We start from the raw sequence: 21,809 nt of genomic DNA, 5'->3' as shown, positions 1-21,809 counted from the left end.
AAGTTCATACGGCACGAGCCGGCGCCGTCGCCGCGGACCCACCGCGGAGACGGCGCCGAGGCTTGTTGGACGCGCTAGAGTCGGCGACCATTCGGCAAGGACACCGGGGCGGCGCCGTCCGACCCCGCCCGGCCAGGGAGCGAACCCGTGATGATCACCCACGACACCCGGTGCGCGCTCGACGCGGTCGTCGACCTGTTGAACACCGCACCGGACGGCGACGGCCCCGGCGCCCCGGACAGCCTCACCGGCCTGCCGGCGCTCCAGGCGTTCGTCGCGCGCAACGCGATCAGCGACGTGGGCACGCTCGACGAGCGCGACCTGGCGGCCGTGCGGTCGGTGCGGACGCGGTTCGCGCAGGTCTTCGCGGCTCCGGACGACCGTACGGCCGCCGAGCGGCTGAACGAGCTGGTCGCGGCGGCGGGCACCACACCGCGGCTGACCGACCACGACGGCTACGACTGGCACGTCCACTACTTCGCGCCGGGCGCCTCGGTCGCCGAGCACCTGGCGGCGGACGGCGGGATGGCGCTGGCGTTCCTGGTCGTGGCCGGGGAGCGGGAACGGCTGCGGCACTGCGAGGCCCCGGACTGCCGGTTCGCCTTCGTGGACCTGTCCCGCAACCGCTCGCGCCGCTACTGCGACAGCCGTACGTGCGGCAACCGGCTGCACGTCGCCGCGTACCGGGCGCGCCGTCGGGAGGCCGCACGCTGACGCCGGCCCGCCGCCCGCCCGGCGCGCCCGCCGGGAACCTCACAGCAGCAGGAGGTCGTGCAGGGCGCCGATGAGCAGGAGGACGGCGATGACGGTGAGGAAGAGCATCAGCGGCGGCTGGGACAGCGCGTAAAGACAGCCGCGCGGTTCGGGGGACGGGGGTTCCGCCGGTGTGACGGCGGGGTCCCGGGGCAGGGCGCACTCGTCGTTCATCTCGCGCCGATGATGGCGCAGATGATCAGGCCGGACCGGCCGGATCACCCCTCGGCACCGGGAGTTCATCCCTTCCCGTGCATTTGCGTGATCGCTACGGTGTCCGAGGCGTCACCCGCGCGGGCCGTACGGCGGCCCCGGGAGGCGCCCGCACAAACAGCGGCGCCTCTCGGATGCCGTGCTCCTTCAGATGCCGTGCTTCTTCAGGATGGCCTCGATGTCGGAGAAGTCCTCCTGCGGCGCGCCGCCCTTGCCCTTGCTCCGGGCCGCCGGCTGCTTCGCCCGGGCGGCACCCCCGCCGAGCGACGGCGCGGAGGCCGCCGGGGCCACCGCCGCCGGCCCGCCCTGCCGGGCCGCGGCCCGCCGCTCCTTGCGGCTGCCGCCGGCCTTGAGGGAGTGCCGCTCGGCCACCCTCGCGACCATGAACAGGACGGCGGAGAGGGCCAGCACCCCGAAGCCCGCCCAGACCATGGGCTTGAAGACCACGTCGGTGAGCCAGTCGATCACGCCGGTCATCACCAGGCCCACGGGCACCAGCGAGAACGCCGCGATGCGCGTGGCGGCCAGGAGGCGCTTGCGGTAGGCCGTCAGCGCGGCGATGCCCAGGCCCGCCGCCGACACCGCGGCACAGACGGTCGAGGTCAGCATCCGGTCCTCCTGCCGGTCGATCCAGTCGTACGGCGCGGCGCACACGGCGACGCCCCCGTTCCTCCGCCTTCCATCCTGCCCTGTCGCGGGCGCCCGGGGCCACGATCGGGGGCGGGCTCAGGGACATCTCGGGGTCGGGCTCCTCCGCAGGTCCCGGTTCGGGCCCGGCGGCGGTTGCTGGGAGACTGGCCCCATGAACGACGCCACGACCTCCGGCCCGGCCCTCCCCGTCGTCCTCGACGTGTGGTGCGAGCTGCAGTGCCCGGACTGCACCGCCGCGCTGGACGACCTGCGGGCCCTGCGCGAGCGCCTCGGGGACCGGCTGGACATCCGGCTGCGCCACTTCCCGCTGGCCAAGCACCAGCACGCGTACGCCGCGGCCCAGGCCGCCGAGGAGGCCATGGAGCAGGGCAAGGGCTGGCCGTACGTGGAAGCCGTCCTGGCCCGTACGGAAGAACTCGGCGGCAAGGGCGAGCGGCTGCTGATCGAGGTGGCCGGCGAACTGGGCCTGGACGCCGAGGAGATGGACACCGCGCTCATCGACGGCCGGCATCTGCTCGCCGTCGACGCGGACCAGGCCGAGGGCAAGGCGATCGGGGTGACCGGCACGCCCACGTACCTGATCGGCGGGGAGCTGCTGGACGGCAGCAAGAGCCAGGAGGGCCTGCGCGAGCGCATCGAGGAGATCATCGAGCGGCTGACGGCCGGGCGGGGCTGACGCGGTCCGCCGGGGCGGGCGGGCCGCGCCCGCTCACAGCAGGAGCTTGTGCAGGGAGTAGTCGGACGGCCGGTAGCCCAGCGATTCGTACAGGCCGCGCGCCCGCGGGTTGTCGGCGAAGACGTTGAGGCCCAGCACGCCACGGCCCGCGGCGAGGGTCACCCGCTCGGCGACGAGCATGAGCGTACGGCCGTGGCCCTGTCCGCGGTGCTCGGGCGCCACCTGGACGTCCATGACGTAGCCGCCGGGCCGGGCCGGGTCGTCCGTCGTGGTCCAGACGGTGCCGACGTCCGTGCCCTCGTGGGTCAGCACGCGCAGCGACTGGTGCGCGCTGGCCGGGCCGTCCGGCAGCAGCCGCGCGTGGTCCCGCGCTGCCGCCTCCTCCGCCCGCCGGCGCGGCATACCGTGGGCCACCTGCACGTCTACGTACTCGGTGCACGCGGCGGCCAGCCAGGCCGGGTACTCCGCCGCGTCCATCGGCCGGTCGGCGCTGCCGGCGGGGAGCCCGGGCCGGGTGGTCAGTTCCTTGCGCATCCGGCGGCTGTGTTCCGTGTAGCCGAGGGCGGCGGCCAGCCGCAGCGCCACGTCGGCGTCGGCCGGCACGTCCAGCGTGATCCGCCGGCAGCCCCAGCCGCGCAGCACCTCTTCGGCGGCAAGGGCCGCGACCGTGCCGCGGCCGCGGTGCCGGTCCGCCTCGTCGATGTGCAGGTCCGCGACGCGCCCGGCGGACGGGCCCAGCAGGGCGTCCGTGGCCAGGCTTATCCTGCCCACGGGGCGGCTGTTGACGCAGACTTCGTACGTTCGGGCCCGGCCGCCGTCGTCGCGTCGCTCTTCGGGCCCGGCGGGGCGCAGCGTAGTGGTCACGCTGGCTTTCTACCCGGTTTCCCGGGCGTCCGTCATCAGCGCGGGTCGAAGTCGGCGGCGGCCCGCTCCGCGAAGACCCGCATCGCCTCGGCGGTCAACGGGCCCGGCGCGTCACCCAGTTGCCGCCCGTCCACGCGGGTGACGGCCTGTACGTCGCGCAGCGTGGAGGTCAGGAAGACCTCGTCGGCGTACTCCAGGACGTCCAGCGGCAGGTCGGTCTCCTTGGCGCCGGTCCACTCGACGGTCAGGGCGCGGGTGATGCCTGCCAGGCAGCCGGAGGACAGCGGCGGGGTGTGCAGCACGCCGTCCAGGGCGACGAAGACGTTGGAGCCGGTGCCCTCGCAGAGCTGGCCGACGGTGTTGCCGAACAGCGCCTCGGAGGCGCCCTCCGCGCGGGCGCGGGCCAGCGCGATGACGTTCTCCCCGTACGACGTGCTCTTCAGGCCCGCCAGCGCGCCGCGCTCGTTACGCGTCCAGGGGACGGTGACGACCGCGGTGGTGTCCGGACGGCGGGGGGCCTCGCCGAGCGCGACGACCAGGGTGGGAGCCGCCTCGCCGCGGTCCGAGCCGAGCGGTGAGAGACCGCCGGTGTAGGTGATGCGCAGCCGGCCGAGCGGCACCGGGTTGGCGTCCAGGACGGCCGCGCAGGCGCGCCGTACCTCGTCGAGGTCCGGGTCGGGCAGGCCCAGGCCGCGGGCGGAGGCGGCGAGCCGGTCCAGGTGGCGGGTGAGGGCGAAGGCGCGCCCGTCGATGCTCCGCAGCGTCTCGAAGACGCCGTCGCCGACCGTCAGGCCGTGGTCGAAGACCGAGACCCGGGCGCCGTCCGCGTCCCGCAGCTCCCCGTCGAGCCAGATTTTCATGGTCGTCCCCTTCCGCTCGGCTCATGCAGGCCCGACGCTACCGCCAGCAGCCTGCGGGCCTTCAGCTCGGTCTCGTCCCACTCCCCCTCGGGGTCCGAGCCCCAGGTGATCCCGGCACCGGCGCCGAAGCGCAGCACCGGGCCCTCGGGGGCTGTCCGGTCGATCCAGAACGTACGGATGCCCACGGCCAGCTCACCGGTGCCGCGGTCGGCGTCCACCCAGCCGATGCCGCCGCAGTACGGGCCGCGCGGCGCGGTCTCCAGCTCCTCGATGATCCGCTGGGAGGCGAGCTTGGGAGCCCCGGTGATCGAACCGGCCGGGAAGGTGGCGTCGAGGAGGTCCGCCCAGCCCGTCTTCCCGTGCTCCTCGGCCAGCTCGCCGCGCACGGTGGACACGAGGTGGACCAGGCCCGGATGCGCCTCGACCGCGCACAGCGCCGGGACGGTGACGGAGCCGGTGCGGCAGACCCGCCCGAGATCGTTGCGGACCAGGTCCACGATCATCACGTTCTCCGCCCGGTCCTTGTCCCGCAGGTCCTCGGGGACCCGGCCGGTGCCCTTGATCGGGCCGGACTCGACCGTACGGCCGTAGCGGCGCAGGAACAGCTCCGGGGAGGCGGTGGCGACCTCGGCGCCGTGCGCCGGGAGCCGGACCACGCCCGCGTACGGGGCCGGGTTGCCGCGGGCCAGGACGGCGGACAGCGCTTCCACGTCCGCGCGCGCGGGATCCGGCAGGGGCGCGCTCAGAATGCGGCAGAGGTTCACCTGATAGACCTCGCCGGCGGCTATGTGCTCGCGTATGCGCCGTACGCCCGCGGTGTAGGCGGCGCGGTCCAGGGAGCTGCGCCAGTCCGCGGGGGCCGGGCCCCGCCAGCGGGCGGTGTCGGGCGGGGGTACGGACCCGGTGTCCCGCACGTCACCGAAGCGCGCGCAGAGCACGCCCCCCTCGTAGTCGGCGACGACGGCCCACCAGCCGGCCGAATCCAGGGCCTCCGGATCACGGGTGACATCGCGCAGGTCAGTGGCTGTACGGCCGCCGAATCGGGCCAGCGGAGGGAGGTCGTTCACGCCATCGAGTCTATGGCTGGGCCCCGCCGGCCGCCCCGATCGGGCGAGCAGCGCAGCACGCTGCACAAACGCGTTTTTGTACTGGCCCGGGAATCCGCTAGAGTTCAACACGTCGCCGGGACGCGGAAGCGAAACGGAGACGGGGTTCCTCCCCGGACCTGGTCCGGGAAAGGCACCTGCGGACGTAGCTCAGTTGGTAGAGCACCACCTTGCCAAGGTGGATGTCGCGAGTTCGAGTCTCGTCGTCCGCTCGAAGTGGGGGATCTTCCCGAACCCCCGCACTCCTGGTGGAGTGGCCGAGAGGCGAGGCAACGGCCTGCAAAGCCGTCTACACGGGTTCAAATCCCGTCTCCACCTCCAAGGACGATTAGCTCAGCGGGAGAGCGCTTCCCTGACACGGAAGAGGTCACTGGTTCAATCCCAGTATCGTCCACTGGTCCGCAAGGACCGCTCCCCCCGCCTTCGGGCAGGGCGGATCCCGCGCGATTAGCTCAGCGGGAGAGCGCTTCCCTGACACGGAAGAGGTCACTGGTTCAATCCCAGTATCGCGCACGCAGCACCACTCCGCGGCTCCGGCCGCGGTCCCGAGGACGATTAGCTCAGCGGGAGAGCGCTTCCCTGACACGGAAGAGGTCACTGGTTCAATCCCAGTATCGTCCACACCGTACGGTCGAGGGCCGGAGCACACGCTCCGGCCCTTCGCCGTTGTACGGGCGGACCCGGGCCGCGGCTCGGGAGGCGGCTCAGGAGGAGAACAGCATCCGCCCGAAGCCGCGGTGGCCGTGGTGCCCGTGATGGCCGTGGTGCGAGGCGCCCCAGACCGGGGTGGCCGGGTACGCCTGCGGGGCGTGCGGGTACGCCTGCGGCGGGGCCGGGGGCGGCGGAGCCTGGTGGGACCACTGCGCCTCCATACGCGACAGCGCCTCCAGCTCCCCGTAGTCCAGGAAGATCCCCCGGCAGCCGGCACACTGCTCGATCTGCACGCCGTTGCGGTTGTACGTCTGCATCGGGCCGTGGCACTTGGGACACTGCATGGCGCTCATCTCCTTGTCGAGAGGCGGCCTCCGGAGCGGCCGTCCGGTGGTGACGGATTCACCCTACGGCCGTGGGCGGCCCGCCAACTCCCTTAGTACGCAAGCCGTTCGGGCCTTACGGGCTTCGCGGACCATCCGGTCGCAGGCGTCGACGAAAGCCGTCTCATCGGCATCCAGCGGGCGGGCGGCGGGCGCGGCCTTGGCGATGGCGAGGGCTGCCGTCTGGACCGTCAGGGCGCGGGTGGGCACGTCGAGTTCCGGCCAGGGATCGCCGTACGGGCGCACGGCGGGTCCGCCCGCCGCCCGATAGGCGCCGAGGAACCGGGACCAGGGGCCGGGGGCCAGCAGCCCGGTGGCGAACCAGGCGGCAGGGCGGGCCAGGTCCCACGCGGGGGCGCCGAGGCCCAGATCGTCGATGTCGATGAGCAGCCAGGGGCCGTCCGGTGCGGGGTGCCTGACGAGCTGTCCGAGGTGGAGGTCGCCGTGGCACAGGGCGTCGGCGCGCGGCGGTGGGGCCTCGTCGCGGGCCCATCGGGGCAGCAGGGACCAGGCGTGCTCGACGGCGGTGACGGCGGAGGGGTACGGCGGCGGGCCGGGTGCGGTGAGCGCGGCGCGCATACGGGACAGGGCGCGGGCCGCCTTGGCCGGGCCGCGCATCGGCGGCACCGGGCCGGGCAGCCGCGCCACCGGAACGGTGTGCAGGCGGGCGAGCAGCCGTGCCGTCTCCTCCCACGGGGCCGCGTCCGGATCGTCCTCCGGGGAGACGGGCCGGCCGTAGGGCCAGCGGGTCGCGGGACGGCCGTCGGCGAGCAGGGTGAGAAGGCCTCCGGAGCCGGCGGCCGGGAGCGGCGGCAGCAGGATGCGGTGCAGGTACGGGTGGGCGGCGACCCGAAGCCGTACGGCCAGCCGGTCCGCGTCACAGTCCGGCGCGTGTGCCTTGGCCACGACGTTCCCGCAGCGGACGAGGGTGGCGTCGGGACGGTCGGCGAGGAGGGCGGGGACGCTGGTGGAGTAGCGGGCGCTGGGGCGGGGGATCGCTTCCGGGCCGGTCGGCGGGGCGGCCAGGGCGGCCAGTTGGCGGATGTGCGCTGCGGGCATCGTCCCTCCCCGGAGGAGCGTAGGCGGTGGGGCAGGACCCACACAGCCCGCCGGCCGGCCCGGAACAGGCCGATGGCCGGGCATCTCCCCAGATGCCCGGCCATTCTGCCGTCCGCCGCACCCCCGTCCCCACGGGGTTGTCGGCCGGAAGTCCCCCGTCCCGGGCCGCTCTCCCGGGACCGGGGCGCCTCAGCGCCCCAGCATTCCGGCCACGGACGACGCCTGTGTCATGACGGCATCCCAGCCGCCGAACACGACGGCGAGCAGGACCGCCAGCGGCAGCACCATGGCCACCGCGACGAGCGGATGGCGGCGTGTCCCGGAGGTCCGTCCGCCGAACGCCGAGGCACTCTCGCGCCCTTGCGTGCGGACAGCCGTGCGTCCGAAGAGGTCCGACATCTCCCCGCTCCCGTCAGTCTTGGGGCGGCGGGCGTCTGACCTCGGGGGACGAGTGCGTTCGCCCGCCGCTTGCAGACAACATTAGGCAGCCGGCAAGCCGCCGGCGTCATGCCGTCGTACCGATTGGGCGGCCTACGCCAGGATGACGGCAGGCCGCCGCGCCTACACCTCTGGGTGGAGACGCCCCCCTCAGGACCTGGGGTCATCCCGGAGGGGACGCTCCCCGGCGGTCTCGGACTCCTCGGCCCTCGGCACGGGATGTTCGACCAGGGCCAGGACCCGGGTGGCCATGAAGCGGGCGGTCCGGACCACCGAGCCGCTCCGGGTGACTTCGCTCACTTCCACCACTCCCCTGCGCACCGCCGTCTCGACCCTGCGGCCCGCCCTGCTCGCCACGACTTCATACGCCCGGGTGGTGTCCCCGGCATCCACGACGATCTCGACCCGGTCACCCTTCACCGCGTCAATCCCCCTTTCGCGACGGATCATTGGGCACGCGCGCGGGAGGCCGGACGGCGCCTCGCCCGGATTCCCCCCACTTCTTCAGGATCCCACCGGCCACTGACAATCAGGTCGCCGACGCATGCGCGGCCTATCAGCACAGCGAGCCGTCAATCCGTAAGCTGTGCCACGTCAGACGGGACCGGGCAGCGGGGATGGACATGGCGATGATGCGGCTCCGGCGCGAGGACCCGCGTGTCGTCGGTTCGTACCGGCTCCACCGGAGGCTCGGCGCGGGCGGGATGGGCGTGGTCTACCTCGGCTCGGACAAGCGCGGGCAGCGGGTGGCCCTGAAGGTCATCCGGCCCGACCTGGCCGAGGACCAGGAGTTCCGCTCGCGGTTCGCCCGCGAGGTGTCGGCCGCGCGGCGGATCCGCGGCGGCTGTACGGCGCGGCTGGTGGCCGCCGACCTGGACGCGGACCGGCCGTGGTTCGCCACGCAGTACGTCCCCGGGCCCTCCCTGCACGACAAGGTCAACGACGAGGGCCCGCTGCACCCGGCGCAGGTCGCCTCGATCGGCGCCGCGCTGTCCGAGGGCCTGCTGGCGGTCCACGACGCGGGCGTGGTCCACCGGGACCTGAAGCCGTCCAACATCCTGCTCTCCCCCAAGGGCCCGCGCATCATCGACTTCGGCATCGCGTGGGCCACCGGGGCGAGCACCCTCACCCACGTCGGTACGGCGGTCGGATCGCCCGGCTTCCTCGCGCCGGAGCAGGTGCGGGGCGCGGCCGTGACCCCGGCGACGGACATCTTCGCGCTGGGCGCGACGCTCGCGTACGCGTGCACCGCCGACTCGCCTTTCGGGCAAGGCAGTTCGGAAGTCATGCTCTACCGCGTCGTGCACGAGGAGGCGCAGCTGTCCGGTGTGCCGGACGCGCTGGCCCCGCTGCTCGCGGCGTGCCTGGCGAAGGACCCGGCGGACCGGCCCAGCACGCTGTCGCTGTCGCTGCGGCTGAAGGAGATCGCCGCCCGCGAGGCGCAGGGGCTGTCCTTGCCGGGCGGGACCGGCGGCGATGCGCTGCCCGGTGGGGCCGGGCGGTTGCGGCCCGGGCGCGGCCCGTCGTCCGAGCGGGGCGCGGGTGTGCCGTCCGAGCGAGGGGCGCCGTCCGAGCGGAGCACTCCGGCGCGGGCCAGGTCCGTACGGCCGCAGGCGGACCGCCCGACCGGGAAGCGCGCGGAGGAGTACGCGCGGCAGCGCACGGAGCGGCGGGCGGCCAACACGCCGACGCCGCGTCCTCAGGCGCCGCGCGGCAGCGGGGCGGGCCGGGGAGCAGCGCCGGTCCGGCCCCAGGGCACGCCGGGGACTCCGGCCGCTCCGGCGGCGGGCGCCCCGGGCGCGGGGCCTTCGGGTGAAGCCGCGCCGAAGTCGCGTGGCGGCCGGCGGCCGTCGGCGCGCCCGTCCGTACCGGGAGCACGCACCCCGGGCCGAAACGGTTCGCGCCCGGCACGGGCCTCCCGTACGGGCGCGCGCACGTCACCCGGCGGACGCAGGCCCGGACCCGACCGGCGGCTGCTGCGGCAGCGGATCATCGTGTTCATCACGGTGACGCTGCTGGTCGCGCTGGGGATCGCGGTGGCGCAGGGGTGCCAGGGACCGGCCAGGAGCCTGGGCACCGAGCGGCCGGGGTACGTCGCGTCGTCCTCCGCGCAGCCGCCGGGGACCGCGCAGGGGCAGGGCTGACGGCCCGACTGACAGCCCGACCCCTGACCACCGGCCACCGGCCACCGGCCACCGATTCGAACATTCCGTCCCATGTGAGGGCGGGCAGGTGCTAATTTCGCGCCATGTCCAAGATCGAAGCCGACAAGTCCGAGATAGACGCGCTGACCACCGAGTTCTTCGGTGCCTTCGACAACCGGGGAGGCCGGACCCCCGAGGTGGACCGGATCCGCCGGCTGGTCCTCCCGGAGGGCCTGATCGTCGTGACCGGCCCGCAGTTCACGGTCTACACCGTCGAGGCGTTCATCGAGCCGCGGCAGCGGCTGCTGACCGAGGGCCGGCTGGTCGAGTTCTCCGAATGGGAGACCTCCGAGCGGACCGAGATCGCGGGCGATATCGCGTCGCGGTTCGGCACGTACCGCAAGTCCGGCTTCCTGGACGGCGCGCCGTACGAGGGCGAGGGAACCAAGTCCTTCCAGTTCGCCCGCACCCCGGAGGGCTGGCGCATCGTCTCCTTCACCTGGTACGACCAGCCGTGACCGCGTAGAACGCCACCGCCGCCGCGGCCCCCACGTTGAGGGAGTCCACGTCGTGGGCCATGGGGATACGGACCCACGTGTCGGCGGCCTTCAGGGCCCGCGGGGACAGGCCGTCGCCTTCGGCCCCGAGCATCAGGGCGGCGCGGTCCATGCGGTGCGGGGCCACCTCGTCCAGCGGGACGGCCCGGGCGTCGGGGGTGAGGGCCAGGAGGGGGAAGCCCGCCTCGCGCACGGTTTCCAGGTCGCGGGGCCAGTTCTCCAGGCGGGCGTACGGCACGGCGAAGACCGCGCCCATGGAGACCTTCACCGAGCGGCGGTAGAGCGGGTCGGCGCTGTCCGGGGAGAGCAGCACGGCGTCCATGCCGAGGGCGGCGGCGCTGCGGAAGATGGCGCCGATGTTGGTGTGGTCGTTGACCGCTTCCATCACCGCGATACGGCGGGTGCCGGGCCGGGCGAGGAGTTCGGCGGCCGTCGGCAGCGGCTTGCGGGCCATGGAGGCCAGGGCGCCGCGGTGTACGTGATAGCCCGTCACGCGTTCGGCGAGGGCCGGGCTGACCACGTACACCGGAGCCGTCGCCGCCGCGATGACGTCGTCCATCACCTCGACCCACTTGGCGGACAGGAGCATCGAGCGCATCGCGTAACCGGCCTGCCCGGCGCGCCGGATGACCTTCTCGCCCTCCGCGATGAACAGGCCCTCGGCCGGTTCGCGGCGGCGGCGCAGCTCGACGTCGGTCAGGCCGGTGTAGTCGCTCAGACGCGGGTCGTCCGGGTCGTCGACGGTGATGATGTCAGCCACGGGGTGTGCCTCAACAGTGGTGGGGTGGTCAGTTCGAGGGGTTCACGGCCACGACCTCGCCGATGACGATGACCGCCGGCGGCCGTACGCCTTCGGCCCGTACCGTCTCGCCGAGCGTGCCGAGCGTGGCGTCCACGCGGCGCTGGGCGGCGGTGGTGCCTTCCTGGACGACGGCCACCGGGGTGTCGGCGCCGCGTCCGTGGGCGATGAGCGTGGCGGCGATGGCGCCGCTGTTCTCGACACCCATGAGGACGACGAGGGTGCCGCGCAGGCGGGCGAGGGCCGACCAGTCGACCGTCGAACGCTCGTCGTCGGGCGCGACATGGCCGCTGACGACGGTGAACTCCTGGGCCACCCCGCGGTGGGTGACGGGGATGCCGGCGGCGGAGGGCACGCTGATGGAGCTGGAGATGCCGGGCACGACGGTGCACGGGATACCGGCCTCGGCGAGCGCCTGGAGCTCCTCCATGCCGCGGCCGAAGACGTACGGGTCGCCGCCCTTGAGGCGGACCACCGACTTCCCGGCGCGGGCGTGTTCGATCAGGGCGTTGTTGATGGCCTCCTGGGCCATGAACCGGCCGTACGGGATCTTCGCGGCGTCGATGACCTCGACGTGCGGCGGCAGTTCGGCGAGCAGGTCGCGGGGCCCGAGCCGGTCGGCGATGACCACGTCGGCCTCGGCGAGCAGGCGGCGGCCGCGCACGGTGATCAGGTCGGGGTCGCCGGGGCCGCCGCCGACCAGCGCGACGCCGGTGGCGCGGGCGCGGTGGTGCGGGGCGGCGAGGGTGCCGTCGCGCAGGCCCTCGACGATGGCGTCCCGTACGGCGGCGGAGCGGCGCGGGTCACGGCCGGTGAGGACCGCGACGGTGACGCCCTCGCTGCGGCCGGTGGCCGGGGTCCAGGCGGTGGCGGCCTCCGCGTCGTCGGAGCGCACGCACCACACGCGGCGGTCCTCGGCCTCCTGGGACGCGGCGGCGTTGGCCTCGGGGTCATCGGTGGAGATCAGGGCGTACCAGGCGTCCGCGAGGTCGCCCGGGGCGTACCGGCGGCGCTCCCAGCGGATCTCGCCGGTGTCGGCCATGGCCTCGACGGACGGCTTGGCGGACGGGGAGATCAGCAGCACATCGGCGCCCGCGGCGACCAGGGAGGGCAGGCGGCGCTGGGCGACCTGGCCGCCGCCGAGGACGACCACGCGGCGGCCGGACAGGCGCAGTCCGACGGGGTAGGCGGCGTGTTCGGCGTGCTCGGCCATGACGGTACGGCTCCTTGTGGGGGTGGCGCGGTGGTGCGGCAGCGCGCGCTGGCGAAGGTGGGGACGCGTCGCCGCTGCGGCGCTGGAGCGGCGGTGGTACGGGGCGGCTACCGCCCCGGGGGCCTGGTGAGAGGGTACGGCGACCTGGTGAGAGGGTACGGCCCCGGCCCACAGCCTATGAGGCTGCGGGCCGGGGGTCATGCGCAGGGCCGTGCGCGGGCGTCAGCTCTTCTCGGTGACTCCGGCGGAATCGAAGGTGGCGACCTCGTGCATGGCGCGGGCGGCGCTCTGCACGACGGGCAGCGCCAGCAGGGCGCCGGTGCCCTCGCCGAGCCGCAGGTCGAGGTCGACCAGGGGGCGCAGTCCGAGCTTGTTGAGGGCGGCGACGTGGCCGGGCTCGGCGCTGCGGTGGCCCGCGATGCAGGCGGCCAGCGCCTCGGGGGCGATGGCGCGGGCCACCAGGGCGGCGGCTCCGGCGCTGACGCCGTCCAGGATGACCGGCGTACGCAGTGAGGCGCCGCCGAGGATCAGACCGGCCATGGCCGCGTGCTCCAGGCCGCCGACCGCGGCGAGGACGCCGATCGGGTCGCCCGGGTCCGGGCGGTGCAGCTCCAGGGCGCGGCGCACCACGTCGACCTTGCGGGCGTGCGTCTCGTCGTTGATGCCCGTGCCGCGGCCGGTGACCTCGGCGGGGTCGGTCTCCGTGTAGATGGAGATCAGGGCGGCCGAGGTGGTGGTGTTGGCGATGCCCATCTCACCGGTGATCAGCGCCTTGTTCCCGGCGGCCACCAGGTCGCGGGCGGTCTCGATGCCCACCTCGATGGCGCGCAGCACCTCGTCGTGGCTCATCGCGGGGCCGACGGTGAAGTCGGCGGTGCCCGGCCGGATCTTGCGCGGCAGCAGACCGGGGGTGGCCGGCAGGTCGGCGGCCACGCCCACGTCCACCACGCAGACCTCGGCGCCCACCTGGTTGGCGAAGGCGTTGCAGACCGCGCCGCCGCCCAGGAAGTTGGCGACCATCTGCGCGGTCACCTCCTGGGGCCAGGGGGTGACGCCCTGGGCGTGCACGCCGTGGTCGCCCGCGAAGACGGCTACGGCGGCCGGCTCCGGGATCGGCGGCGGGCACTTGCGGGACAGGCCGCACAGCTGCGCGGAGATGATCTCCAGCATGCCGAGGGCGCCGGCCGGCTTGGTCATCCGCTTCTGGCGCTCCCACGCCTCGCCGAGCGCCTTGGCGTCCAGCGGGCGGATGCCCTGGAGTGTCTCCTGGAGGAGGTTGGCGGGCGCCTCGCCGGGCAGGGCGCGGCGGCCGTACGTCTCCTCGTGGACCACCCAGGACAGCGGGCGGCGCTTGGCCCAGCCGGCCTGCATCAGCTCGGGCTCGTCCGGGAACTCGTCCACGTACCCGACGCAGAGGTACGCGACGACCTCCAGGTGCTCGGGCAGGCCCAGCTCGCGCACCATCTCACGCTCGTCGAAGAAGCTGACCCAGCCGACGCCCAGGCCCTCGGCACGGGCCGCCAGCCACAGGTTCTCCACCGCCAGCGCGGAGCTGTAGGGGGCCATCTGGGGCTGGGTGTGGCGGCCGAGGGTGTGCCGGCCGCCGCGGGTCGAGTCGGCGGTCACCACGATGTTGACCGGCGTTTCGAGGATGGCCTCGATCTTCAGCTCGCGGAACTGCTTGGCACGGGCCTTGGGCAGCGACTTCGCGTACGCCTCGCGCTGCGCCGCGGCGAGCTGGTGCATCCGCTCCCGGGTCTCCTGCGAGCGGATGACGACGAAGTCCCAGGGCTGGGAGTGGCCGACGCTGGGGGCGGTGTGGGCCGCCTCCAGGACGCGCAGCAGCACCTCGTTGGGGATGGGGTCGGGGCGGAAGCCGTTACGGATGTCGCGGCGCTCGCGCATGACCCGGTGTACGGCGGCCCGCTCGGAATCGTCGTAACCGGCGGCCGGGGGGCCGGCCGGCTGCGCCGGGACGGCGGGCTCGGCCTCGGCGGCCACGGACTCGGCCTCGATGGCGGGCTCCTGGGGATCGGCCTGAGGGGCAGTCCCGTCCTGGGGGACGGGGGCCGGGGCGTCCGGGGTCGCGGGGGCCTCGGCGGACGGTACGGGCTCCGCGGACGGTACGGCCTCGGCGGCGGCCGGGGCGGCCTGCTCGGGGACGGCTCCGGCCGGTGCGCCGGGAGCGTCCTGCGCGTTCAGGACGACCGGGGCGTCCGGGGCGTCGCCGAGCTGGACCAGTTCGGCGGCGTCCTGCTCCACGACCGGCTGCCCGGCGTCGGAGCCGTCTTCGGCCGGGGGGCGGGAGGCGTCCGCCGGGGTGGCGGTGGGCTGTGCGGCGGTGGGCTGCCCGACTGCGGGGGCCTGCTCGGGGGCCTGGGCGGGAACCTGGGCGGGCTGCTCGGTGTTCGGAGCCTCGCCAGGGGTGTTCCGGGCTTCCCCGGAGACGTTCTGGGCGGCCTCGGTGATGTTCTGGGCCTCCTCGGGCTGCTGGGGGCCTTCGGGGGCAGTGGCCTGGCCCGGCTGCGGGGCGGTGGCCTGCGGGGCGACGGCCTGCTCACCAACGGCCTGCTCAGCGTCGGCGGGGGCGGGGGCGGCATCAGCGGGAGCGACGTCGGCGGGAACGGCCTCCGCGGCCGCGGCCTGCGCATCGGCGGCCGGAGCGGGCTCGACGGCCTCGGCCGGCTGCGCCGCCTCGGCGGGAGCCTCCGGAGCCACCTCTACAGCGATCGCCTCGACCTGCTGGTCCACGGTCTGCTCGGCCTGCGCCTGCTCCGTCGGGCCCTGCTCGGCCTGCGCCACGGCTTCCTGCGCCACGTCCTGCGCAGGCTCCTCGGCCGCAGGCGCGGCGCCCTGCTCCTGCTCGGCCAAGGCAGTCTCCTCCACCACAGCCTCCTCCGCCCCGGGCACGGCCTCGGCCGGTGCCTCCTGGGGCGCGGCCTGCTCCTGCTCGGCGGGTACGGCGGTGTCCTGGCCCGCCGTGGGGGTCTCGGCCGGGGCGGCCGGTGCCTCCTCGGCGACCTGTATGGGCTGCGGCACCTCCACGGGCTGCGCGCCCTCGGCCGTACCGGCGGCGGCCGCCTCCTGGACCGGCTCCACCGCCACGGCCTGTCCGGCCTGCTGGGCCTCGTCGGCCACCATCTGCGGCGCGGCCTCGGCCGTAGCCGTCTCGGCCGGCGCGCCCTCCACCGGAACCTCAGCCGCCTCGGCCGTCACATCAGCCACCGCAGCCTCCTCAGCACCGCGATCGACCGTTTCTGCACCCGGAGCCGTCGGCGCGGCGGCAGCGGCCTGCCCGGCGGCTGCCGCGGCGACCGGCGCCATGGGGGCCGCCTGCGCGGGGGCGCTGTCCCACGACGGCACCTCGGCGGGGATCCCGCCGAGCTGCGGTCCGGGCAGCGGCGCCGCGCCGGGGGCCGCGTACTCCTCGGCGACGGCCTGCTGCGCGACGGGGACGCCGACGGAGGTCTCCGCCTGCGGCGCGCCCTCCTCCACGTCCAGGTATTCGGGGCCCGGCGCGGGCCGGGCGGCGTTCGCGCGCGGCGGCGCGCCCGCCGGGCCGCGGTCGGCGAGCGAGCGGACCACACCGCCGCCCGCGTCGGGGACCGGCGGGCCCATGTGGAGCGGGCGGCGCGGCGCCGCGGGGGTCTGCTGCGGCGCGGCGGGCGGCGGGACGCGTACGCCGCTCATGTCGACCGAGCCGGAGTCGCGGCCGCCGCTCTCGTGGTCGCCGGCCTCGGGCGGCAGGGGCTCGTACGCCATGGCGCCGAGCGGGGCGGAGTCGTACGGGCCCGCCTGCTCCGGCACGGACTGCTGGGGCGGCGCCTGCGACGCCTGGGCCTGCTGCGGGAACGGCGGCGGCGCGACCGGCTGGTGGTGCTGCTGCTCGCTGCCCCACGCGCCCTGCGCGCCCGGCATCAGCAGCAGGTCGTCGTCCTCGGCTCCCGCGTCGGCGGGGTCGAGGAAGGTATAGGCGTCGGGAGCCTGGGGCACGCCCGGTGCCTGCGTCGGGCCGGCATCGGCAGGGGAGGGAACGGCCGCCGGCTGCGGCTGTCCGGGCTGTCCGCCTGCGTTCTCCGGCTGCCCCTCGCCCGGGACCTGGCCGGTGTCGGTCATGCGTACCCCTCGCCCATTGGTAGTGCTCCTTCCAACCGCTCGTGCGACGCTCTCCACCGCGGCGCGCCGATCGCCCCGATAGCTAGAACGAGCGAGCGCGCCTCGCGGCACGTCCGCCCTGGAGAGCTTCATTTACGGCCAAAACCACGGCATGTTCCGGATATTGGCGTACGAAACCGAACGTGGGACGGCGGCGCAACGATCCGCCAGCCTACCCCGCGCCGGGTCCGCGCCCGGTCACGGGTGAGGAACCCGATAGCCGCTGAGCAGGAAGACGACGGCCCGTTCGCGCTCGACCCAGGCGGAGGTGTCCAGTTCCACGGACTGCAGCAGCGCGCACTCGGCCTCGTAACCGCCGTCGGCCAGCGCCCGTCCGATCGCCTCGGCCTCGTCGCGGGTGGCCGCGTGCGCGACGATGCGCTCCGGACGGCGGGCGGCGCAGGCGGTGACCACCGCCGCTCCCCCGCCGCCGACCCGTACGACGTCCGGCTCCGGCAGGTCCTCCAGCACCTGGGGCGCGCGGCCCTGTACGACCTGGAGCTGGACGCCGTACCGGCGGGCCACCGCGGCGGTGTGGTCGCAGGCGTCCGGGTCGGCGTCCACCGCGATGACGGCCGCCCCGAAGCGCGCGGCCTCGACGGCGGCGGCGCCGCTGCCCGCGCCGATGTCCCAGACCAGGTCGCCGGGCCGGGGCCCGAGGCAGGCCAGCTGGGCGCTGCGCAGCTGGACGGATTCACCTTCGCCCAGGACGCCGCCGTACGCCTGTGCGGGCAGCCCCCAGCCGCGCGGCGGCGACGGGTAGGCGACATCGCGGCCCGCCATCCAGCCGCTGCCCTGGGCGGCGGCGCTGGCACCGCCGACGACGATGACGACGTTGGGGTCGCGCCAGACGTGGTCGGCGGCCTTGTCCGAGGTGAGGACCGTCACCTGTTCGCGCCCGGTGCCCAGTTCCTCGCAGATGACGAAGGTGCGGTGCACGCCGTCCAGCAGGAGGGCGAGTTCGGCGGGCCCGGCGCCGGGTGCGGTCAGGACCGCGACCTTGGTGTGCGCGCGGCAGACGTTCACGGCCCGGCGCAGGTCGCGGCTGTGGGCGACGACGATCTGGGCGTCGTCCCAGGGCATGCCGGCACGGGCGAAGGCCGCCGCGACGGACGAGACGGCGGGCACCACCTCGACCTCCAGGCCGTGCTCCGGCGCGCGCAGGGTCCGTACGACGCCGAAGAAGCCGGGGTCGCCGTCGGCGAGCACCACGGCGGTGCCGCGGTGCTGGGCGATGCGGCGGGCGGCCAGGTCCACGCTGCCCAGCCGGATCTGTTCGGCGTGCGGCGGGACTTCGGGCAGGGTGAGGTGGTGGGCGGCGCCGGCCACGAGTGTCGCCGCGCCGAGGGCGGAGCGGGCGGCGGCGGTCAACGGCGAACCGTCCCACCCGATCACCGTGACCCGGTCGGCCATCGTCGTCAGTCTCCTGGGCTTGGCTTGCTACGGAACAGGACGGGGAACAGGACTGGGCGGTACGCAACGGCCGCGCCCACGGAACGCGCCCCGCACGCGCCGGTCGGGTCGCACGGCGGCGGCCGGCCGGGCACCGGGTTCGGGCGGCAGGCCGAGACTACCGGCAGAGGTCCGGACCACAGCGCGCGGGCCGCGCCGGACCTGGCCGAAACCGTCCGGCCGGGGCCCGGGCGGGAACGTTCAGTTCCACTCGGGATAGGCGAAGCCGTTGGCGTCGGCCATCCGCCCCGGCACCCCGTCGAGGTCCTCGGGCAGCAGGCTCCACACGATCAGGTCCGTACGGATGTCGGTCCAGCCGCCGTCCTCGGTGCGCGAGCGGGCTATCCAGGCGTTGCGCAGCACGCCCTCGCTGATGCAGCCGACCTTCTGGGCCACCTGCTGGGCGGCGGTGTTGTCGGCGGCGGTGCGCAGCTCCACCCGCTCGAACTTCTGGTCCCGGAAGAGCCACTGGGCGACCGCCAGGACCGACTCGCAGGCGTAGCCCTCGCCCCGGGCCCAGGGCGCGGTGACGTAGGCCATCTCGGTGCTGAGCACCCGCCAGTCGGTGTGGTCGAGCTGGACGGTGCCGACCAGGCGCTGGGTGAGGAACTCGGTGACGGCGAAGGCGATGCCGCGGCCTTCGGTGCGCACCGCGGCGGCCCGGCGGGTGGTCCAGTCACGGGCGAGGCCGGGGGTGTACGGGTGCGGCAGCGCGGTCCAGGCGGTGGTCAGCTCGTCGTTCATCATCTCCGTGAGCGCGGGCACGTCGGCCTCTTCGAACGGGCGAAGCACCAACCGATCCGTGCTGATGGAGATGTCCGGAAAGGTGGATGTCATATGCCGCTGCTCCATCGCCGTTGACCGTGCTGCTCCGAAGTTCGGGCCGGGTTGACCGTCTTTGAGTGCACCAGCATGCAGCATCCGACCGGCGATGTGCCACGCGCGCGGGCCCCGGTGGCGCGGTGCGCGGCCGGGGCCCGTCGTCGAACGGCTCAAAAGCCGGTGCGGACGTCACGTACGGGACGGTGCTCAGCTCTTGGGGGCACCGAAGGCCGGGATGACCGACCCGTCCTTGTACTTGTCCTCGATGAACTTCTTGACCTCGGGCGAGTTCAGCAACTTCGCCAGCTTCTCGACCCGCGGGTCGTTCTCGTTGCCCTTCTTGACGGCCAGGAAGTTGGCGTACGGGTTGTTCTCCGCCTTCTCCAGGGCCAGCGCGTCGGTGGAGGGCTTGAGCTGGGCGCCGATGGCGAAGTTGCCGTTGATCACGGCGGCGTCCACGTCGGCCAGGCGCGGCGCGATCTGGCCGGCCTCCAGCTCGGTGAGCTTGATGCCCTTGTTGTCCTTGACGTCGGTCAGCTTCGCGTCGGAGCCGACGCCGTCCTTGAGGGTGATGACGCCGTTGTCGGCGAGCAGCTTGAGGGCGCGGCCCTCGTTGGACGGGTCGTTCGGGACCGAGACGGTGTTGCCTGCGGTCAGCTCGGAGAGCTTCTTGACCTTCTTCGAGTAGACGCCGAGCGGCTCGATCGCGACGTTGACGACCGGCACGATGTGGGTGCCGTTCTTCTGGTTGTAGGTGTCCAGGAACGGCTTGTGCTGGAAGAAGTTCGCGTCGACCTGGCCGTCCTCGGTGACCTTGTTCGGCAGGTTGTAGTCGTTGAACTCCTTGACCTCCAGCGTGAGGCCTTCCTTCGCCGCGAGCTTGTCCTTGACGAAGTTCAGGATCGCGCCGTGCGGGGTCGGGCTGGCGGCGACGGTCAGCGGTGCGCTGCTGTCCTTCTTCTTGCCGCCGCCGGAGGAGGAGACGTCGGAGGGCGCGCTGCAGGCGCTCGCGCCGAGGGCGACGGCTGCCGCGGCCAGGGCGGCCACGGTGATGTTGCGGGTGGTACGCACGAAGAGTGCCCCTATCTCGGTTTCTCGGACGCGTGGGACCGGCGGTCCCGCGCGGGTGCGCCCGGCAAAGGGTCCGGGCTCAAGAGGGTCCGGTGCGGACCCGGTCTCAGGCGCCGACGCGCTCCTTGGGAGCGTCGGCGGGTGCGGCCTCCGCGGGCTGCCCGGCGGCGGTGGCCGGGGTGGGCGCCTTGCGCAGTCCGACGCGTACGGAGGAGGAGCCGCGGCTGCCGCGGCCGGCCAGCCTGCGCACGATCAGGTCGCCGAGCAGCTGGACGGCGATGACCAGGACGATCAGCAGCACGATGGTGATCACCATCAGGTTGGTCTCGTACTGGAGGTAGCCGTAGGTGTAGGCCAGGTTGCCCAGCCCGCCGCCGCCGACCGCGCCGGCGATGGCGGAGTAGCCGATCAGCGTGATGACGGTGGTGGTGACGGCCGCGACCAGCGCGGGCAGGGCCTGCGGGAGCAGCACCTTGAAGACGATGGTCCAGGTGCCGCCGCCCATCGACTGGACAGCCTCGACCAGGCCGTGGTCGACCTCGCGCAGCGCGGCCTCGACCAGCCGGGCGAAGAACGGGATGGCGGCGATCACCAGGGGCACGACCGCGCCGGTGGGGCCGATGGAGACGCCTACGACCAGGCGCGTGAAGGGGATCAGCGCGACCATCAGGATCAGGAACGGGAAGGACCGGCCGATGTTCACCACCGCGCCGATGATCTTGTTGACCACGACGTTCTGCAGGACGCCGCCGCGGTCGGTCAGGATCAAAAGGACGCCGAGCGGGATGCCGAACAGGACGGCGTAGAACGTCGACCACCACACCATGAAGAGCGTGTCGAGCGTGTTGTTGTACAGCAGCGGCTGCATCTGCGACCAGGTCACTTGGCACCTTCCTTCACCAGCGCGCCGGCGGGCGCCGCCGTCGCGGGGGCGGCCGGGTCACCGGCCACGTCCACCTGGAGGCCCTGCTCGCGCAGGAAGCCGATGGGCACGACGTTGTCCTCGAAGCGGCCGGGCAGCTCGATGCGCATCCGGCCGATCTGCTTGCCGCCGACGGTGTCCATGGCGGCACCCAGGATGGAGATGTCCACGTTGTACGTACGGGACAGCTCGGAGATCACCGGGCGGGTGGCGGCCTCGCCGTGGAAGGTGACGTCCACCACGGTGCGGTCCGGGCCGGAGGGCTCGCCGCCGACCGGGAACAGCTCACGGGCCAGCTCGGAGCCGGGGGTGGCGAGCAGCTCGGCGACGGTGCCCTGCTCGACGACGCGGCCGTTCTTCATCAGCGCGGCCGAGTCGCAGATCGTCTTGACGACGTCCATCTCGTGCGTGATCAGCAGCACGGTCAGGCCGAGCTGGCGGTTGAGGTCGCGCAGCAGCTGGAGGATGGAGCGGGTGGTCTCCGGGTCCAGGGCGCTGGTGGCCTCGTCGGAGAGCAGCACCTTGGGGTCGCCGGCCAGGGCGCGGGCGATGCCGACGCGCTGCTTCTGGCCGCCGGAGAGCTGGGCGGGGTAGGCCTTGGCCTTGTCGGCGAGGCCGACCAGGTCGAGCAGTTCCAGGGCCTTGCGGGAGCGCTCGCGGCGGTCGACCTTGAGGATCTCCAGCGGCAGCTCGATGTTGTCCTGGACGGTGCGCGAGGACAGCAGGTTGAAGTGCTGGAAGACCATCCCGATGTGACTGCGGGCCGCGCGCAGCGCGGCGTTGGCACGCTGCCCCTTGCCCGCCAGCGCGGTCAGCTCCTGCCCGGCGACGGTGACCGTGCCGGAGGTGGGGCGCTCCAGGAGGTTGACGCAGCGGATGAGGGTGGACTTGCCGGCGCCGCTCTGGCCGATGACGCCGTACACCTCGCCCTCGCGGACGTGCAGATCGACGCCGTCCAGGGCGGTGACTTCGCGGTCTCCTGAGCGGTAGACCTTGGTCAGGCCCGTTGTGGTGATCACA

The 21,809-nt window shown here is 74.1% G+C and carries 21 protein-coding genes and 5 tRNA genes; 9 read left to right on the top strand and 17 right to left on the bottom strand.

Annotated features, from left to right (window positions below):
- The first annotated feature begins 147 nt into the window (after positions 1–147).
- A complete protein-coding gene (locus tag IH45_RS0126830; RefSeq protein WP_030673651.1) occupies positions 148–714 on the top strand; it encodes a CGNR zinc finger domain-containing protein in 567 nt (188 codons plus the stop codon).
- 39 nt (positions 715–753) lie between these two features.
- Here IH45_RS0126830 and IH45_RS1000000149485 read toward each other — a convergent pair whose 3' ends face one another.
- Positions 754–927 (bottom strand): hypothetical protein, encoded by a 174-nt coding sequence (locus tag IH45_RS1000000149485; protein WP_199810729.1) that lies wholly within the window; start codon positions 925–927, stop codon positions 754–756.
- A 186-nt stretch (positions 928–1,113) separates the two neighbouring features.
- Complete coding sequence (locus IH45_RS0126820) at positions 1,114–1,575, bottom strand: hypothetical protein (protein WP_030673649.1); 462 nt, start codon at positions 1,573–1,575, stop codon at positions 1,114–1,116.
- 193 nt (positions 1,576–1,768) lie between these two features.
- On the opposite strand from IH45_RS0126820, the gene IH45_RS0126815 reads away from it, so the two are divergent.
- The gene (locus IH45_RS0126815; protein ID WP_030673646.1) at positions 1,769–2,293 is read left to right on the top strand and encodes a DsbA family protein; all 525 of its coding nucleotides are present in this window, start codon (positions 1,769–1,771) and stop codon (positions 2,291–2,293) included.
- Positions 2,294–2,326: 33 nt separating this feature from the next.
- Here the strand turns inward: IH45_RS0126815 and IH45_RS0126810 are convergent, their stop codons facing one another.
- Genes IH45_RS0126810 through IH45_RS0126800 form a run of 3 tightly spaced genes read right to left on the bottom strand, consistent with a single transcriptional unit; the run spans position 2,327 to position 5,084 of the window.
- Positions 2,327–3,157 (bottom strand): GNAT family N-acetyltransferase, encoded by an 831-nt coding sequence (locus IH45_RS0126810; protein WP_030673644.1) that lies wholly within the window; start codon positions 3,155–3,157, stop codon positions 2,327–2,329.
- A 35-nt stretch (positions 3,158–3,192) separates the two neighbouring features.
- A complete protein-coding gene (locus IH45_RS0126805; RefSeq protein ID WP_030673641.1) occupies positions 3,193–4,017 on the bottom strand; it encodes an aminotransferase class IV in 825 nt (274 codons plus the stop codon).
- A complete protein-coding gene (locus IH45_RS0126800) occupies positions 4,014–5,084 on the bottom strand; it encodes a chorismate-binding protein (RefSeq protein ID WP_030673638.1) in 1,071 nt (356 codons plus the stop codon). Before IH45_RS0126800 ends, IH45_RS0126805 begins: the two co-directional genes overlap by 4 nt.
- A 178-nt stretch (positions 5,085–5,262) precedes the next feature.
- Between IH45_RS0126800 and IH45_RS0126795 the strand changes: the two genes are divergently transcribed.
- From IH45_RS0126795 to IH45_RS0126775, 5 genes are all read left to right on the top strand, one after another.
- Positions 5,263–5,335, top strand: a tRNA-Gly gene (locus IH45_RS0126795).
- A gap of 35 nt (positions 5,336–5,370) precedes the next feature.
- Positions 5,371–5,444 (top strand) — tRNA-Cys (locus IH45_RS0126790).
- Between the two features lies 1 nt (position 5,445).
- Positions 5,446–5,517 (top strand) — tRNA-Val (locus IH45_RS0126785).
- A 47-nt stretch (positions 5,518–5,564) separates the two neighbouring features.
- Positions 5,565–5,636, top strand: a tRNA-Val gene (locus IH45_RS0126780).
- A 36-nt stretch (positions 5,637–5,672) separates the two neighbouring features.
- Positions 5,673–5,744 (top strand) — tRNA-Val (locus tag IH45_RS0126775).
- Positions 5,745–5,827: 83 nt separating this feature from the next.
- Here the strand turns inward: IH45_RS0126775 and IH45_RS0126770 are convergent.
- The 4 genes from IH45_RS0126770 to IH45_RS0126755 all read right to left on the bottom strand — a co-directional run bounded on the left by IH45_RS0126770 (position 5,828) and on the right by IH45_RS0126755 (position 8,074).
- Positions 5,828–6,118 (bottom strand): TFIIB-type zinc ribbon-containing protein, encoded by a 291-nt coding sequence (locus IH45_RS0126770; RefSeq protein ID WP_030673636.1) that lies wholly within the window; start codon positions 6,116–6,118, stop codon positions 5,828–5,830.
- Between the two features lie 63 nt (positions 6,119–6,181).
- A complete protein-coding gene (locus tag IH45_RS0126765) occupies positions 6,182–7,216 on the bottom strand; it encodes a phosphotransferase family protein (protein WP_063763057.1) in 1,035 nt (344 codons plus the stop codon).
- A 189-nt stretch (positions 7,217–7,405) separates the two neighbouring features.
- Entirely contained in the window at positions 7,406–7,615 is a 210-nt protein-coding gene (locus IH45_RS0126760) for a hypothetical protein (protein WP_030673630.1), read from the bottom strand.
- 189 nt (positions 7,616–7,804) lie between these two features.
- Positions 7,805–8,074, bottom strand: a complete 270-nt coding sequence (locus IH45_RS0126755) for a hypothetical protein (protein WP_030673627.1) — start codon at positions 8,072–8,074, stop codon at positions 7,805–7,807.
- 203 nt (positions 8,075–8,277) lie between these two features.
- Here IH45_RS0126755 and IH45_RS0126750 point away from each other — a divergent pair, with 203 nt between their 5' ends.
- Together IH45_RS0126750 and IH45_RS0126745 are read left to right on the top strand one after the other, a co-directional pair.
- Entirely contained in the window at positions 8,278–9,798 is a 1,521-nt protein-coding gene (locus tag IH45_RS0126750) for a serine/threonine protein kinase (protein WP_063763058.1), read from the top strand.
- Between the two features lie 104 nt (positions 9,799–9,902).
- Positions 9,903–10,316 (top strand): Cif family virulence factor, encoded by a 414-nt coding sequence (locus IH45_RS0126745; protein ID WP_030673622.1) that lies wholly within the window; start codon positions 9,903–9,905, stop codon positions 10,314–10,316.
- Here IH45_RS0126745 and IH45_RS0126740 read toward each other — a convergent pair.
- The 8 genes from IH45_RS0126740 to IH45_RS0126705 all read right to left on the bottom strand — a co-directional run bounded on the left by IH45_RS0126740 (position 10,294) and on the right by IH45_RS0126705 (position 21,808).
- A complete protein-coding gene (locus IH45_RS0126740; RefSeq protein WP_030673620.1) occupies positions 10,294–11,115 on the bottom strand; it encodes a TrmH family RNA methyltransferase in 822 nt (273 codons plus the stop codon). The two genes, IH45_RS0126745 and IH45_RS0126740, sit on opposite strands and share 23 nt — an antisense overlap.
- Positions 11,116–11,143: 28 nt before the next feature.
- Positions 11,144–12,367, bottom strand: coding sequence for a uroporphyrinogen-III C-methyltransferase (cobA, locus tag IH45_RS0126735; protein ID WP_030673617.1), 1,224 nt, complete (start codon positions 12,365–12,367; stop codon positions 11,144–11,146).
- A 222-nt stretch (positions 12,368–12,589) separates the two neighbouring features.
- Positions 12,590–16,483, bottom strand: a complete 3,894-nt coding sequence (gene cobT / locus IH45_RS0126730) for a nicotinate-nucleotide--dimethylbenzimidazole phosphoribosyltransferase (RefSeq protein ID WP_030673606.1) — start codon at positions 16,481–16,483, stop codon at positions 12,590–12,592.
- A 237-nt stretch (positions 16,484–16,720) separates the two neighbouring features.
- Positions 16,721–17,935, bottom strand: coding sequence for a precorrin-6y C5,15-methyltransferase (decarboxylating) subunit CbiE (gene cbiE / locus IH45_RS0126725; RefSeq protein ID WP_030673603.1), 1,215 nt, complete (start codon positions 17,933–17,935; stop codon positions 16,721–16,723).
- A 240-nt stretch (positions 17,936–18,175) separates the two neighbouring features.
- Positions 18,176–18,811: a GNAT family N-acetyltransferase gene (locus IH45_RS0126720; protein WP_030673601.1), complete on the bottom strand. Its 636-nt coding sequence runs from the start codon at positions 18,809–18,811 to the stop codon at positions 18,176–18,178.
- A gap of 192 nt (positions 18,812–19,003) precedes the next feature.
- Positions 19,004–19,867, bottom strand: a complete 864-nt coding sequence (locus tag IH45_RS0126715) for a MetQ/NlpA family ABC transporter substrate-binding protein (RefSeq protein ID WP_030673599.1) — start codon at positions 19,865–19,867, stop codon at positions 19,004–19,006.
- A 106-nt stretch (positions 19,868–19,973) separates the two neighbouring features.
- Complete coding sequence (locus tag IH45_RS0126710; RefSeq protein ID WP_030673596.1) at positions 19,974–20,750, bottom strand: methionine ABC transporter permease; 777 nt, start codon at positions 20,748–20,750, stop codon at positions 19,974–19,976.
- The gene (locus tag IH45_RS0126705; RefSeq protein WP_030673594.1) at positions 20,747–21,808 is read right to left on the bottom strand and encodes a methionine ABC transporter ATP-binding protein; all 1,062 of its coding nucleotides are present in this window, start codon (positions 21,806–21,808) and stop codon (positions 20,747–20,749) included. Before IH45_RS0126705 ends, IH45_RS0126710 begins: the two co-directional genes overlap by 4 nt.
- Position 21,809: the final 1 nt, after the last annotated feature.

The sequence above is a fragment of the Streptomyces rimosus subsp. rimosus genome (genome assembly GCF_000720725.1).
Classification (GTDB): domain Bacteria; phylum Actinomycetota; class Actinomycetes; order Streptomycetales; family Streptomycetaceae; genus Streptomyces; species Streptomyces rimosus_A.
The sequence above is the reverse complement of the archived record's forward strand: the minus strand, read 5'-3'. Positions and strand labels throughout refer to the sequence as shown.

Bases quoted from the DNA above. Each gene is read 5' to 3' on its own strand.
- IH45_RS0126820 (WP_030673649.1), bottom strand. From the start codon at position 1,575: ATGCTGACCTCGACCGTCTGTGCCGCGGTGTCGGCGGCGGGCCTGGGC.
- IH45_RS0126750 (WP_063763058.1), top strand. From the start codon at position 8,278: ATGGCGATGATGCGGCTCCGGCGCGAGGACCCGCGTGTCGTCGGTTCG.
- IH45_RS0126805 (WP_030673641.1), bottom strand. From the start codon at position 4,017: ATGAAAATCTGGCTCGACGGGGAGCTGCGGGACGCGGACGGCGCCCGG.
- IH45_RS0126745 (WP_030673622.1), top strand. From the start codon at position 9,903: ATGTCCAAGATCGAAGCCGACAAGTCCGAGATAGACGCGCTGACCACC.
- IH45_RS1000000149485 (WP_199810729.1), bottom strand. From the start codon at position 927: ATGAACGACGAGTGCGCCCTGCCCCGGGACCCCGCCGTCACACCGGCG.
- IH45_RS0126720 (WP_030673601.1), bottom strand. From the start codon at position 18,811: ATGACATCCACCTTTCCGGACATCTCCATCAGCACGGATCGGTTGGTG.
- cbiE (WP_030673603.1), bottom strand. From the start codon at position 17,935: ATGGCCGACCGGGTCACGGTGATCGGGTGGGACGGTTCGCCGTTGACC.
- IH45_RS0126815 (WP_030673646.1), top strand. From the start codon at position 1,769: ATGAACGACGCCACGACCTCCGGCCCGGCCCTCCCCGTCGTCCTCGAC.
- IH45_RS0126770 (WP_030673636.1), bottom strand. From the start codon at position 6,118: ATGCAGTGTCCCAAGTGCCACGGCCCGATGCAGACGTACAACCGCAAC.
- IH45_RS0126760 (WP_030673630.1), bottom strand. From the start codon at position 7,615: ATGTCGGACCTCTTCGGACGCACGGCTGTCCGCACGCAAGGGCGCGAG.
- cobA (WP_030673617.1), bottom strand. From the start codon at position 12,367: ATGGCCGAGCACGCCGAACACGCCGCCTACCCCGTCGGACTGCGCCTG.
- cobT (WP_030673606.1), bottom strand. From the start codon at position 16,483: ATGACCGACACCGGCCAGGTCCCGGGCGAGGGGCAGCCGGAGAACGCA.
- IH45_RS0126765 (WP_063763057.1), bottom strand. From the start codon at position 7,216: ATGCCCGCAGCGCACATCCGCCAACTGGCCGCCCTGGCCGCCCCGCCG.